Origin of the sequence: Erwinia sp. STN24 (assembly GCF_041320675.1) — a bacterium.
GTDB lineage: Bacteria > Pseudomonadota > Gammaproteobacteria > Enterobacterales > Enterobacteriaceae > Erwinia > Erwinia aeris.
Window position 1 is genome coordinate 536997 of record NZ_JBGGPM010000001.1, and the last position, 13704, is coordinate 550700.

Below are 13704 nucleotides of genomic sequence, written 5' to 3' on the forward strand. Positions count from 1 at the left end.
AAAGATCGGTTGCGCAACCAGCTATCGTTTTTGCTAAAGGGCCAACCATACGCTGAAACCATTCAAGTGAAACAACGTTTCGTATTATAGCTACTCAGCCCATTGAAAACCAATTAAAAAGTAGGCCGGAACGGGGGAAAGCTTGCACCAGATCAGATTGTTGCGCAAAAAAAGGCGGTGGCCGGGCGCAGAAAGAGCCATTCGGGGGCGAGAAAGGGCAGCGCGGTGAAGTAAAGCGTTACGGGAAAAAGCAGCAGACCGAAGCGAAACATTATGGAAGATAAATAGCACGTTGAAACAAGTGATTACACAAAACAGCGGCGTGGAAAGACGTGACGGGAGAAAGCAGAAGATGGTGCGTTCTAGAGGACTCGAACCTCCGACCCCCACCATGTCAAGGTGGTGCTCTAACCAACTGAGCTAAGAACGCAAGATGGTGCGTCCGAGTGGACTCGAACCACCGACCCCCACCATGTCAAGGTGGTGCTCTAACCAACTGAGCTACGGACGCACTGTGGTGCGTTCTAGAGGACTCGAACCTCCGACCCCCACCATGTCAAGGTGGTGCTCTAACCAACTGAGCTAAGAACGCATCATGCTGTCTGAGTGACAGCGGGGACGAATATTAACGACAGCCCTGGCGGCTTGCAAGCAGAAATCGCTATTTTCGGTGCGACTGCTGCGCAACTGTGCGAAGCGCAGCATTTTTAAACATCCGGTTTAAATGAAGATGTTAGCGGGCCGCGCGTGCCAGCAGCTGCGCTTCAGGCTGCCGCTGCAACCGCAGAATACGCCAGACCATCATAATCGCGCTGGAGGTCAGGCCAATAATAAAGCCTGTCCAGAAGCCCGCCGGGCCCATCGGCGCCACCACCCAGTCCGTCAACGCCAGAATGTAGCCGCTGGGCAGGCCCAGCACCCAGTAAGCGATAAAAGTGATAAAAAAGATGGCGCGCGTATCTTTATAGCCGCGCAAAATGCCGCTGCCGATAACCTGAATCGAATCGGAAAACTGATAAATTGCGGCCAACAGCATCAGCTGAGCCGCCAGCGCCACCACGGCCGGATTCTGATTATAAAGCAGCGCGATTTGCTCGCGAAACACCACCGTGAACAGCGCCGTCAGCAGCGACAGCGACATGCCCACGCCCTGCGCCGTCCATGCCGCTACGCGAGCGCCTTCGGTCGAGCCCTGACCAAGCCGGAAACCCACGCGGATAGTGGTGGCTGCGCCAAGAGAAAGCGGCAGTACAAACATCAGCGAGCTGAAGTTCAGCGCTATCTGGTGACCCGCCACCTCGACGATGCCCATCGGCGACACCAGCAGCGCGACGACGGCGAACAGCGTCACCTCAAAGAACAGCGCCAGCGCGACGGGAAGGCCGAGTTTAAAGAGGCGGGAAAGCGCTTTCGCATCGGGCGGACTGAACCGATCCGCCAGGCGGATATCGCGCATGGAAGAGGCGCGCGAAACCCATATTTTCATCGCGATAAACATTACCCAGTACACGGACGCCGTCGCCACGCCGCAGCCGACGCCGCCAAGCGCGGGCATCCCGAAATGGCCGTAGATAAAAATATAGTTAACCGGAATATTCACCAGCAGCCCGAGAAAACCCATCACCATGCCCGGCTTGGTTTTGGCGAGGCCTTCGCACTGGTTGCGCGCGGTCTGGAAAAACAGATAACCCGGCGCTCCCCACAGCAGCGCATGAAGATAGCCTACGGCTTTATCCGCCATCACGGGATCGATATTTTGCATAGAACGGATAACATAGCCGGCGTTATACAGCACAACCATAACCAGCAGGGAAGCGAAGGCGGCCAGCCAGTACCCCTGACGAACCTGGAAAGCGATACGATCGCGGCGGCCCGAGCCGTTGTACTGCGCCACAACCGGCGTGAGCGAAAGCAGCAAACCGTGGCCGAACAGAATGGCGGGCAGCCAGATAGATGTGCCGACCGCAACGGCAGCCATATCCGTTGCGCTGACGTCGCCGGCCATCACCGTATCCACAAAGCCCATAGCGGTTTGCGCAACCTGCGCAAAAATTACCGGAATTGCCAGCGCCAGCAATTGACGCGCCTCGGTCAGATACTTCTGCACATATACACCTGTTTTTTAACTGAAGGGAGAAAGACTATTTGGTATAGTTTTAAGATCAGACAAGAATAGCGAAAAATCCACCGAGGTCATAATTATGTTTACCGGTATTGTGCAGGGCACCGCAGAGGTGTTGGCAATTGAAGAGAAACCGAATTTTCGCACGCATATCGTCCGCCTGCCGGACGAGCTGCTGCCGGGACTGGAGCTGGGCGCTTCCGTATCTCACAATGGCTGTTGCCTGACGGTGACCGGGGTTGACGGCAACCGCGTCAGTTTTGACCTGGTAAAAGAGACGCTGCGTATTACCAACCTGGGGGATTTAAAGCCCGGTGATATTGTTAACGTAGAGCGCGCGGCGAAATTCAGCGATGAAATCGGCGGCCATTTAATGTCCGGTCATATTATGACTACCGCCGAAATCTGCAAAATCCTGACGTCTGAAAATAACCGCGAAATATGGTTTAAGCCGCAGGACAGCGAGCAGATGAAATATATTCTGCATAAAGGCTTTATTGGGATTGACGGCATCAGCCTGACGGTTGGCGAAGTCACCAAAAGCAAATTCTGCGTGCATCTGATCCCGGAAACGCTGGCAAGAACCACGCTGGGCGGCAAGCGGCTGGGCGACAGAGTGAATATTGAAATCGATCCGCATACCCAGGCGATTGTGGAAACCGTTGAGCGCGTGCTGGCGCAGCGTGAAGCGGCGCTGCTGGCGGCGGCCGCTGCGGAAATTCAGCCGGAAGAGTAATAAACAAGGTCGGCTTAGTGGCCGACCTTGTCCGCTAGTGCGGTACGCGCAATCCGCCCTCTTTACCGTGGGTAAAGACCACCTGCCAGAGCTGAATATCCCGCGCGCGGAAAGCGCCCGCACAGGCGTTAAGGTAGTAGCTGAACATGCGCTTAAAGCGTTCGCCATATTTATCCGCCAGCTGCGGCCACGCCGCTAAAAAGCGCTGGTGCCAGGCCATCAGCGTCAGATCGTAATCCGCCCCAAAGTTGTGCCAGTCTTCCATCACAAAATGCGGTTCGTGCGCCTCGGCAATATGGCGTACGGAAGGCAGGCAGCCGTTAGGGAAAATATATTTATCGATCCACGGATCGACATTATCGTCCGTTTTGTTCGCACCAATGGTATGCAGCAAAAAGATGCCGTCCGGCTTCAGATTGCGATCGACCACGTTAAAATAAGTGGCGTAATTTTTTGGCCCGACGTGCTCAAACATACCAACGGAAACGATGCGGTCAAACTGCTGATCGAGGTCACGGTAATCCTGTAGCAGGATGGTGACGTCCAGCCCTTCACCACGTTGCTGCGCCAGCTTCTGCTGCTCGGCGGAGATCGTCACGCCTGTCACCTTGACGTTGTAATGCCGCGCCGCATAAGCCGCCAGCCCGCCCCAGCCGCAGCCGATATCAAGCAGCGACATCCCGGGTTCCAGCTGAAGTTTCTCGCAGATCATTTTTAATTTAGCCTGCTGCGCCTGCTCCAGCGTTTCCGCCTCTTTCCAGTAGCCGCAGGAATATTGCATGTAGGGGTCAAGCATCAGCGTAAAAAGGTCATTACCAAGGTCATAATGCTCTTTGCCGACAATCCAGGCGCGCTTGCGGGATTGCAGGTTGGTGAGGCGCGCGGCGGCGATGCGCAGCGTATCTTTAAAATGGCGAGGAAGCTGCTGATCCAGCTTAGCCAGCAGCACGCGGTGAAAAAACATATCCAGCTGCTCGCACTCCCACCAGCCGTCCATATAGCTTTCGCCCAGGCCCAGCGACCCTTCCTGCATCACCCGTTTAAAAAAATCGGGATGGGTCACCTGAATATCCCAGGGACGGGTGCCGTTAATTTCGATATCCGCGTTGCGTAACATTTCCTGGGCGATTCGATACCACTGATTTTCTTCCAGGCTCACTTCTTCTATACACGATGAACTCATAGCTTCTCCATCACCCTTCGTGATTGAAACCTGAGAAAAAGAATCATCAATTTCCACAGGGTTTGAGAAAACGCACGCTTAGCCGTGCGCCTGATATCCGGCGTTACAGAGGATTGAACTGAAACCTACAGAATGAGGGTGACGCCTGCCACAAAAGAGAACACCCGGACAACCCTGTCAGGAATCAAAAAAATGATACAAAGTTGTTATGAATTATTGCCTGAAATTGAGTATATGCTCACCTCAGGCAATATTCAACGCCTTATCGTTAGGACGCTAACTAAATAGATTCAGCCAGTTAACGACGGCTCTGAGCGTGGTTCAGGGGAGCGTTGGCTAACGTCGTCCTTTGTAAAATATAGCCAATAATTGTCAAAAACACAGTACTGAGCATGACCAGCGACGTCGTGGCGAGCGGGTTAGCAATAAAACCGGAAACAATCATGCTGGCGACGAAGCAGAGACCAAGCTGCAGCGTGTTTTGCAGCGCGGCTGCTTTACCGCTGGCCTGCGGAAAAGGCAGCAGCGCATTCGCCACCACAATCGGATAGATAGCGCCGTTGGCCAGCGCCATACCACAAAACGGCAGCAGCAGCGCCCAGGTCGAAAGCGTTTCCACCTGTGCGGCGATGAAAAACGCGCCCACGCTGAGGGCATACAGCGTCAGCAGCCAGGGCAGCAGCGAAGCGCCTTCGGTCTGCTTCAGCAGCGCCCGACAGCCGTAGCCGCCGGCGAGAAAGGCCAGCGTCTGCGGCACATAGCTAAGGCCGATATCGCCCGGCGACATGCCCAGTTCGGCCAGAATAAATGGCGAACCGGTCAGCCAGGCGAAAAAGCTGGCGGAGCAGGCGGCGTAAATCAGCACGTTGCCGCTCCAGATCGGCGACTTCAGCAGCGTGAAGAAACCCACTTTCGCCTCTTCCTTATGCTCTTTTGGAGCAGGCGTCGACAGAAAAAGCGTGGCGACCAGCAGGATCAGGGCCAGCAGCAGCAGCGCCAGGAAAATCGACCGCCAGGCAAAGTGGTTCAGCAGCCAGGCACCCAGCAGCGGGGCCAGCGCCGGCGACAGCGCCACCAGCGGCATAATAGTGGCAAACACGCGGTTGGCCTGCGCGCCGGAATAGCGATCGATCACCAGCGCCTGCCAGCTGACGGCGGCGGCGCAAATGCCTACCGCCTGTAAAAAGCGCAGCGTCAGCAGCATGGTGGTGGATTCCGCCCACCACATTGCGCCGCAGCTGACGGCAAACAGCCCCAGCCCCATCAACAGCACCGGCTTGCGGCCAATGCGGTCGGAAAGCGGCCCCCAGAACAGCTGCGCGCTGGCAAACCCGGCCAGGAACAGACTGAGGCTGGCGCTGATGACGCCCGCTTCGGTTTGCAAATCCTGCTGCATCGCCGTAAAGGCGGGCAGATACATATCGGTGGCAAGAAAACCCGCAACGCTGAGCAGCGCGAGGTAAAGTAAAAATCCTTTCGACGGCATGAGATTTTGCTCTTTTTTATCAGGTGAATAGCGGACGGCAGTGTAAAAGAGTGCGATAGCGGTTGTGAAACGGTAATATTTGCGTCTTGCGTTCAAAAATTTTGCAGGAAGAATATGTGGTCAGAACACTCGCTTGAGGTGATTGATGCGGTCGCCCGAACCGGCAGCTTTACCGCCGCAGCGGCGGAGCTGCATCGCGTTCCGTCCGCCATCAGCTATACCGTGCGCCAGCTGGAAGAGTGGCTGGCGGTGCCGCTGTTCGAGCGGCGTCACCGGGACGTGGTCTTAACGGCGGCGGGCGAGGTCTTTATTCAGGAAGGGCGGAGTGTTATCAAAAAAATGCTTGCCACGCGACGCCAGTGTCAGCAGGTCGCCAACGGCTGGCGCGGCCAGCTGAATATCGCCGTCGATCGTATTGTTAAAACCGCGCGTACGCGCCAGCTGGTGGTGGATTTTTACCGACATTTTCCCGATATGGAACTGCATCTTTCGCCGGAAGTATTCAACGGCGTATGGGATGCGCTGGCCGACGGCCGGGTCGACGTGGCGATAGGCGCGACGCAGGCCATTCCGGTCGGCGGACGCTTCGCCTTTCGCAATATGGGAATGCTCAACTGGCGCTGCGTGGTGAAGGCGGATCATCCGCTTGCGCAACACCGGGAGAAGGTTAGCGAGGAGGCGATCCGGGAGTGGCCTTCGCTGGTGCTGGAAGATACCTCGCGCGCGCTGCCGAAAAGAACCACCTGGACGCTGGATAATCAGCGACGGCTGGTCGCGCCGGACTGGGAGAGCGCGTTTGATTGCCTGCTGGCCGGGCTGTGTGTCGGCATGGTGCCGGGGCATCTTGCGCAACCGCTGCTGCAAAACGGCTCGCTGTGCGAACTGAGGCTGGATCCGCCTTTTCCGGATAGCCCCTGCTGCGTCAGCTGGTCGGAACAGCAGGCGTCGCCAGCGCTGCGCTGGCTGCTGGATTATTTAGGCGAAACGGAAACGCTGAACAGCGAATGGCTGCGGGAGGCGTAAAAGACGGGCGGCGGATGGCCGCCCGTGCGCTTAGCGACGGTAGTCGAGGAAAGGGCCGTCCGCTACGGAGCGACGTTCAATCAGCGTCGGATGCACTTCAATCGTCTGCGGCTCTTCGCGTTTGCTGGTAATACGATCGAGCAGCATATTGAAGGCCGTTGCGCCCAGACGCTCTTTCGGCTGGTGGACGGTGGTCAGCGCGGGGGTAAAGTAGCGCGAGTTGCGCACGTTATCATACCCGATCACCGAAATATCCTGCGGTACGCGCAGGCCCATCTCGTCTGCGGCGCAAATCGCGCCCATTGCCATCACGTCGCCGCCGCAGAATACCGCGGTAGGACGCTGTTTTTGCGCCAGCAGCTGCTGCATAGCGCGATAGCCCGATTCCGGCTCAAAATCGCCCTGAACCAGCCACTCTTCGCGCAGCGTAATCCCCGCTTCGTTCAGCGCCTTGAGGAAGCCGGCATGACGACCGCCGCCGGTATTGCGCTCCATATGGCCCGGGATCACGCCGATATCGCGGTGGCCGCGATCGATCAGATAGCGGCCTGCCAGATAACCGCCTTCAAAAGCGTTATCGAGAATAGTGTCGGTAAAATCGCCGCGCGACTCGCCCCAGTCCATGACGACCATCGGGATGTTGCGGTGATCTTCCAGCATCTTAATCAGCTCATCCGGGTACTCGGCGCACATGACCAGCAGGCCATCGACGCGTTTTTGCGCCATCATCGACAGATAGGCCTGCTGCTTTTCCAGTTCGTTATGCGCGTTGCCCAAAATCAGCGTATAGCCTTTGGCAAAACAGCTGTGTTCGACCGCCTCAATAATTTCGGCGAAATAGGGCGCCTCGCTGGAGGTCGCCAGCAGGCCAATGGTTTTGGTGTTATTGACCTTCAGGCTGCGGGCCACGGCGCTGGGCGAATAGTGCAGCGCTTTGATCGCTGCCCAGACGGCTTCCCGCGTGTCTTCAGCGACAAAGCGGGTTTTATTAATGACGTGGGACACCGTGGTGGTTGAGACACCGGCGCGTTTGGCCACATCTTTTATGGTTGCCATGGAAAAAGACTCCTGCGCTGTTCAATAAGTCACTGAAAAGCGGTTTGTTAAACGATTGCCTGGAATGATGATAATCCTGATATAAGTTGCGCATAATTTGTTGCGGAATGGTTATACCAGGAGGGAGTTCAGGGTGGCGAAACAGACTTGAGCAGAGCGTCATGTCGGCTAAATGCCTGTTGCGCAACAAACCGTGGATTCTAACAAGAGCAGGCGCAGAACACGAGGGTTTTAGGGCAACAGGCGAACATTTTGCGCAAATAAGAGTAAACCGGCCCGGATCGTTTGCGCGATTCGGGCCTCCAGCCTGCTGAGTGGGCTAGCGGATAGTTTTCGGCGTCATGACGCGGCGAGCGCCGACGTAGTGCTGCTCCCAGTAATCTTCGCTGAGCATACTCACCTGGATATCCTTGCCGGTACGCGGCGACTGGATAAACTTGCCGTTGCCCAGGTAAACGCCAACGTGATCCGCCGAGGCGCGGCCGTTGATGCTGAAAAATACCAGATCGCCTTTTTCCAGCTCGTTGCGCTTGATCGAAGCCGCATCCCGCAGATGGTACATTTCGTTAGCGGTGCGAGGGATCTTAAACTTCACCAGATCTTTATAGGCATACCAGACCAGACCGCTACAGTCGAAACCGGTCTTGGGCGAGGTGCCGCCCCAGAGATAGGGCTTGCCCAGCTGGTTCATCAGCTTGCTCATCGCCGTTTCGCGGGCTTTCTGATAGCGGGCGCGATGCGCTTTGCTGAGCTTAAGCGGGGCCGAGGCCGAGCCGCTGGTTAAGGCTTCCGTCTCTTCGTTGCGCAAGCGATGACGACCATAGCGTTTCTTGGGCGGCAGCGCAGCGGCGACGGTCTGCGTTTTTTTGCGCAGCTTAAACTTTTTAGCAAGGGGCGAACGGCTTTTGGTTGGGCTGGCTTCTTTTACTTTACGTGTAGAGGTTTTCACCGGGCGGCGCTTGCGGCGATCGTCTTCACGAGCAGGCGTGGCGCTGTCTGCTTTGTGGTGGTCCGCTTTAACGGCAGCGTGTGGCGATGCGTGCGCCACAGACATAAACAGCTGGGCAAAGGCCAGCATCAGCAACGTGATGAGTAAACGCATCTTTACCATTAACAGTTTGTGCTCCCGCCAGTGGCAAGAGCATGGCTAAATAAGGAGATCTGCGCCTGGGCAGTCAGTCAGGACGATTCTAATCGAACTCTTTACTAAAAAGTAAGGCCTTTTTTGTTTCAATCGTCGCAAAGCGGTAAAAGCTGTAAAATTTAGCCTGTTCAAACATTTATCTGCGCAAATTTGCCGCTGATATTTACAGTTAACGCAGCACCGCCGGACCGAAAATGGTATTTTAACATTTTGTTTTCCGACCGTAGCGTCAGCGGGCGACTGAAAATGACATTTTCATCACGCTCGCAGACTCGCTACACTATACAGACACGAAGTAGCCGATTGAGGAAGGCATTTATGAGCACCATTGAGAAGATTGAGCGCCAGATCGCAGAAAACCCGATTCTGCTGTATATGAAAGGTTCCCCAAAACTGCCAAGCTGCGGCTTTTCCGCGCAGGCCGTACAGGCGCTGTCCGCCTGCGGCGAGCGTTTCGCCTATGTCGATATCCTGCAGAATCCGGAAATTCGTGCTGAGCTGCCTAAATACGCCAACTGGCCGACTTTTCCACAGCTGTGGGTAGACGGCGAGCTGGTCGGCGGCTGCGACATCATTATTCAGATGTTTCAGGCGGGCGAACTGCAGCAGCTGATCAAAGAGACGGCGCAGAAATATCCTTCTGACGCGGCAGAATAAAACGTTGCGCTAAGCGAAGAGACTATCGGACAGGCCTGACAATGCGTCAGGCCTGTTTTTTTTAGTCGAGGTTCGCCGTTTCCGCCAGCGGCCAGCCGCCCAGACGTTTCCAGCGATTAACCAGCTCACAGAACAGATCGGCCGTCTGCACGGTATCATACAGCGCGGAATGCGCCTGAGAACTGTCGAAAGGCATTCCGGCGGCCGTACAGGCTTTCGCCAGCACCGTTTGCCCCAGCACCAGGCCGCTCAGCGCGGCGGTATCAAAGGTGACAAACGGGTGGAAAGGATTACGCTTCAGCCCGGCTCTTTCCGCCGCGGCATTCATAAAATTCAGATCGAAAGTGGCGTTATGAGCCACCATGACGGCACGATTGCAGCCCTGATCTTTGATACCTTTGCGCACGGCTTTAAAGATGGCGTGCAGCGCTTCGTACTCGCTGACCGCGCCGCGCAGCGGATTGGCAGGATCGATGCCGTTAAAGGCCAGCGCTTCGGGTTGCAGAACAGACCCTTCGAACGGCTCAACGTGAAAATGGAGCGTTTCGTCTTTCTCCAGCCAGCCATCGTCGTTCATTTTCAGCGTGACGGCGGCCACTTCCAGTAAGGCGTTGGTTTTGGCGTCGAAACCGGCGGTTTCAACATCGATCACTACCGGATAAAAACCGCGAAAACGGCTGCTGAGGGCGTTAAGTTCGTTCGATTCGGACATCAGGATCTCACAGGCGAAAATTGAGCGCGTATTATGGCAAATTTCGGCATGGGTTGCAGCAGGGGAAGGGGAAAGAAGGGTGCCGGGAAGGCACCCCGACGCGTTACGCGCCCAGGCCGTGGCCCGCGTGTTTGTTTTCGATCAGTTCGATTTTATAGCCGTCCGGATCTTCCACAAAGGCGATAATGGTGGTGCCGCCTTTAACCGGGCCGGCTTCACGAGTTACGTTGCCGCCTTCGTTGCGGATACGATCGCAGGTAGCCGCCACGTCGTCCACGCCCAGCGCGATATGGCCGTAGGCATCGCCCAGGTCATATTTATCCACGCCCCAGTTATAGGTCAGCTCAATCACCGCGCCTTCGCTCTCTTCGGTATAGCCTACGAAAGCCAGCGTGTATTTATATTCGGTGTTTTCACTGGTGCGCAGCAGGCGCATACCCAGAACTTTAGTATAGAAATCAACGGAGCGTTGCAGATCGCCAACGCGCAGCATGGTGTGAAGTAAGCGCATAACATCCTCTTTGAACAAACGTTATCATCCGATAACAAGCATAGCCTGAATTCCTGCTGATACGGGAACCAGCAGGCATTCCCGGCGGTAAAACGGCCTTCAGGCCGTTTTACCCGCGTGAGAGAATAGCAGCTATAGCCTGGCGGAAACCAGGAAATGCGTGCTTTCTCGCGCCGTCAGACGTCGGACGGCGATAAAACCCGCAGGCGCTTACAGGAACGGATAGTCCGTGTAGCCTTCCGCGCCGCCGCCGTAAAAGAGTTCTGGGCGTTGCTCGTTCAGCGGCGCGTTCTGCCGCAGGCGCTCGACCAGATCCGGATTGGCGATGTAGTCGCGGCCAAAGGCTACGGCGTCGATCAGGCCTTGTTCAATCAGCGCTTCCGCTTTCTCAGCGCTGTAGCCGCCTGCGCCCACAATCACGCCGGGATAAGCGGCGCGGATCGCCTCGCGGAAGGCATCGCTGTAAGGCTTGCCGCCCGCCCAGTCCGGTTCTGAAATATGCAGATAGGCCAGATTGCGCTTCGCCAGCTCGCCGATGTAGTAAAGCGCGGCGGCTTCCTGATCTTCGCCGTTATCCAGACCGTTAAACGGCCCGAGCGGCGAAATACGAATGCCGATCCGGTCGGCGCGCCAGCCGTCAATGGCCGCATCCACCACTTCCAGCGCAAAGCGCGTGCGATTTTCCATGCTGCCGCCGTAGGCATCCGTGCGCTGGTTAGACGCGGGCGAAATAAACTGATGCATCAGGTAACCATGCGCGGAATGCAGCTCCACCAGGTCAAAATCCGCTTCGCGCGCGTTGATCGTGGCCTGACGGAAATCGTTGATCACGTCGTCGATCTCATCCAGACGCAGCTCGCGCGGCGTGGAGGTCGCTTCACGGATCGTCCGGCCCTGGTCATCGCGCAGAGAGGTGCGGGTTTCGGCATTAATGGCGGAAGCCGAAACGGGCGCTTTACCTTCCGGTTGCAGGCTGCTGTGGGAGATGCGTCCGGTATGCCAAAGCTGTACCGAACTGTGGCCGCCTTCCTGATGGATACCGGCATTAATCGCTTTCCACGCGGCGATCTGCTCGGCGGTATGCAGGCCTGGCGCGCCGGCGTAGCCTTTTGCCTGGAAGGAGATCTGCGTGGCTTCGGTGATGACCAGTCCGGCGCTGGCGCGCTGGCGATAGTATTCACCCATCAGCGGCGTAGGAATATCGCCCGGTTCGATGCTGCGCAGGCGCGTCAGCGGCGCCATAAAGATGCGGTTGGGCACCACAATCGCGCCAAGTTTTAAAGGGGTAAAAAGTTTTTTCAGCTGCATTTATCGCTCCTGGGAAACCGGCTGCCAACCGCCGATACGGCGGTGGCAAAGCCAAAATTTTCAGTGACTATTGAGCGTAGTAGAGAAATTGCCGCTACCTGCAACGGTACGGCACGATCGGATCATATCCAGCGCGGGCTGGTACTCTTTGGTTTCAATATTCATCATTCCCAGCAGCGTATGGAAAACGTTGTCCTGCGACACCGCCGCGCCGGAAGCCTGCCGCAGGCAGGTACTATTGATGCCAAAGGCGCTGGCGTAGCCGTCAGAAAGCCACAGCAGAAAGGGAATATGCGTCTGCTGAGTGGGCGCAATCAGATAAGGCGCGCCGTGCAGATACATCCCGCGTTCGCCCAGCGATTCACCGTGATCGGAAAGATAAATCAGCGCGACGTTGTAGCGGCTGCTGTAGGTCTTCAGCAGGCCGATGGTGTCATCCAGCATTGAATCGGTATAGACGAGCGTATTGTCATAGGTATTGACCAGCGCCTGGCTGTCACAGTCCTGGATCTGGTTACTGTCGCAGGTCGGAGTAAAGGGCCTCTTGTCTGCCGGATAGCGCCGGTAGTAAGCCGGGCCGTGGCTGCCCATCTGATGCAGCACAACTACCGTGTCGTTTTTCATGCTGTCCAGATAGCGATCCAGCCGCCACAACAGCACGTCGTCAAGGCAGTAATCGTCACGGCAAAAGTTCTTCAGCTGCCAGCGCGTCATGTCGGTATGCGGCACGCGGTCACAGGCGCCCTTACAGCCGCCGTCGTTTTCCCGCCACAGCACGCTGACGCCCGCATGGGCCATTACGTCCAGTAGCCCTTCCTGATGGCGCGCCAGGCTGGCATCGTAATGCTCGCGCGGCATATTGGAAAACATACAGGGTACGGAAATGGCCGTTTCCGTCCCGCACGAAGTGGCGTTGGGATAATAGATGACGTTATCTTTTGCCAGCTTCGGATTAGTGTTGCGCACATAGCCGCCGAGTGAAAAATTTTCCGCCCGCGCCGTTTCGCCCAGCACAAACACCACCAGCGTTTTTTTCTGCTGCGCTAAAATCTGCGGGCCTTTACGTGCATCCTGGCCGATTTTAATCAGCGTGCGATCGCCGTCAAACCAGCGATTATCAATATAGTGGCCAATGCCGCTGACGATATTGACCGGCGTAATCATCTTCACCAGGCCTTTATTGTTACGGATAAGCGAGGCGTAATCTTTATAAAACAGCGCGGCGACCAGCAGGATCGCCAGCAGCGCAGCCAGGGCCGTGCCGGTGCGAAAAGCGATATTCATCCACCATGGACGCCGCGTTACAATCCTGACTCGCCAGATAAGCAGCGCGGGTAGCAGGCCCAGCAGAAGCAGCCAGAGGATATAGCGCAGGCTGAACAGGGCGGTCGCTTCCTGCAGATCCGTTTCAAACACGTTCTGGATCATATTGGTGTCGATAACGGTGCCAAAGCTGTAAATAAAATAGTTGGCCGCCGCGCTGACGATAGCCAGAAAAATTAACAGGGGTTTTCTGATCCACGGCAGGGCGGCCACGCTAAAAATAAACAGAAATCCGCAGAACAGCACCAGCGGCATGGTGGCAGCGAAAAAATAATCCTTCAGCTCGCTGTAAGGGATACGCTCCCACGCGTGAAAAAAGAACAGCGCATTCGGGATAAGCGTAAAAAACAAGGCAGCATAAAAGTTAAAACTGATTTCATTGCAGCGTAAAGCAGTCAGCTTCATAAAGGTTCATCAGCAGTAAGCGGTGAATGAGCATAGCT

Annotated in this window: 12 protein-coding genes and 3 tRNA genes; 3 read left to right on the top strand and 12 right to left on the bottom strand. The window is 56.2% G+C overall.

The features are described from left to right. Positions 1 to 353 precede the first annotated feature (353 nt). The 4 genes from ACA373_RS02600 to ACA373_RS02615 form a co-directional block, all read right to left on the bottom strand. Positions 354 to 430: transfer RNA gene (locus tag ACA373_RS02600), tRNA-Val, on the bottom strand. 4 nt (positions 431 to 434) lie between these two features. Further along, positions 435 to 511, bottom strand: a tRNA-Val gene (locus ACA373_RS02605). A 4-nt stretch (positions 512 to 515) separates the two neighbouring features. Further along, a tRNA-Val gene (locus tag ACA373_RS02610) sits at positions 516 to 592 on the bottom strand. A 141-nt stretch (positions 593 to 733) separates the two neighbouring features. Beyond that, positions 734 to 2107, bottom strand: a complete 1374-nt coding sequence (locus ACA373_RS02615) for an MATE family efflux transporter (protein WP_253454445.1) — start codon at positions 2105 to 2107, stop codon at positions 734 to 736. A gap of 94 nt (positions 2108 to 2201) precedes the next feature. Here ACA373_RS02615 and ACA373_RS02620 point away from each other — a divergent pair, with 94 nt between their 5' ends. Next, positions 2202 to 2858, top strand: a complete 657-nt coding sequence (locus ACA373_RS02620) for a riboflavin synthase subunit alpha (protein WP_301253218.1) — start codon at positions 2202 to 2204, stop codon at positions 2856 to 2858. 34 nt (positions 2859 to 2892) lie between these two features. On the opposite strand, the gene cfa is transcribed toward ACA373_RS02620, so the two are convergent. Both cfa and punC read right to left on the bottom strand, forming a co-directional pair. Then, a complete protein-coding gene (gene cfa, locus ACA373_RS02625) occupies positions 2893 to 4041 on the bottom strand; it encodes a cyclopropane fatty acyl phospholipid synthase (protein ID WP_301253219.1) in 1149 nt (382 codons plus the stop codon). A gap of 298 nt (positions 4042 to 4339) precedes the next feature. Further along, positions 4340 to 5527, bottom strand: a complete 1188-nt coding sequence (gene punC / locus ACA373_RS02630) for a purine nucleoside transporter PunC (RefSeq protein WP_370733957.1) — start codon at positions 5525 to 5527, stop codon at positions 4340 to 4342. Positions 5528 to 5641: 114 nt separating this feature from the next. Between punC and punR the strand changes: the two genes are divergently transcribed. Continuing rightward, complete coding sequence (gene punR, locus ACA373_RS02635) at positions 5642 to 6550, top strand: DNA-binding transcriptional activator PunR (RefSeq protein ID WP_253454441.1); 909 nt, start codon at positions 5642 to 5644, stop codon at positions 6548 to 6550. 30 nt (positions 6551 to 6580) lie between these two features. Here the strand turns inward: punR and purR are convergent, their stop codons facing one another. Both purR and ACA373_RS02645 read right to left on the bottom strand, forming a co-directional pair. Beyond that, entirely contained in the window at positions 6581 to 7606 is a 1026-nt protein-coding gene (gene purR / locus ACA373_RS02640; RefSeq protein WP_253454440.1) for an HTH-type transcriptional repressor PurR, read from the bottom strand. Between the two features lie 319 nt (positions 7607 to 7925). Further along, positions 7926 to 8708 carry a C40 family peptidase gene (locus tag ACA373_RS02645; protein WP_301253223.1) on the bottom strand — a complete coding sequence of 261 codons (783 nt, stop codon included), beginning with the start codon at positions 8706 to 8708 and terminating at the stop codon, positions 7926 to 7928. Positions 8709 to 9068: 360 nt separating this feature from the next. Here ACA373_RS02645 and ACA373_RS02650 point away from each other — a divergent pair, with 360 nt between their 5' ends. Further along, a complete protein-coding gene (locus ACA373_RS02650) occupies positions 9069 to 9407 on the top strand; it encodes a Grx4 family monothiol glutaredoxin (RefSeq protein WP_125289787.1) in 339 nt (112 codons plus the stop codon). Between the two features lie 61 nt (positions 9408 to 9468). Here the strand turns inward: ACA373_RS02650 and rnt are convergent, their stop codons facing one another. The 4 genes from rnt to eptA all read right to left on the bottom strand — a co-directional run bounded on the left by rnt (position 9469) and on the right by eptA (position 13666). Next, positions 9469 to 10119 (bottom strand): ribonuclease T, encoded by a 651-nt coding sequence (rnt, locus tag ACA373_RS02655; RefSeq protein WP_253454437.1) that lies wholly within the window; start codon positions 10117 to 10119, stop codon positions 9469 to 9471. Between the two features lie 103 nt (positions 10120 to 10222). Further along, positions 10223 to 10630 carry a lactoylglutathione lyase gene (gloA, locus tag ACA373_RS02660; protein ID WP_253454436.1) on the bottom strand — a complete coding sequence of 136 codons (408 nt, stop codon included), beginning with the start codon at positions 10628 to 10630 and terminating at the stop codon, positions 10223 to 10225. 210 nt (positions 10631 to 10840) lie between these two features. Then, positions 10841 to 11938, bottom strand: a complete 1098-nt coding sequence (locus tag ACA373_RS02665; protein WP_370733958.1) for an alkene reductase — start codon at positions 11936 to 11938, stop codon at positions 10841 to 10843. A gap of 60 nt (positions 11939 to 11998) precedes the next feature. Next, a complete protein-coding gene (gene eptA, locus ACA373_RS02670) occupies positions 11999 to 13666 on the bottom strand; it encodes a phosphoethanolamine transferase EptA (protein WP_253454434.1) in 1668 nt (555 codons plus the stop codon). Between the last annotated feature and the right edge of the window lie 38 nt (positions 13667 to 13704).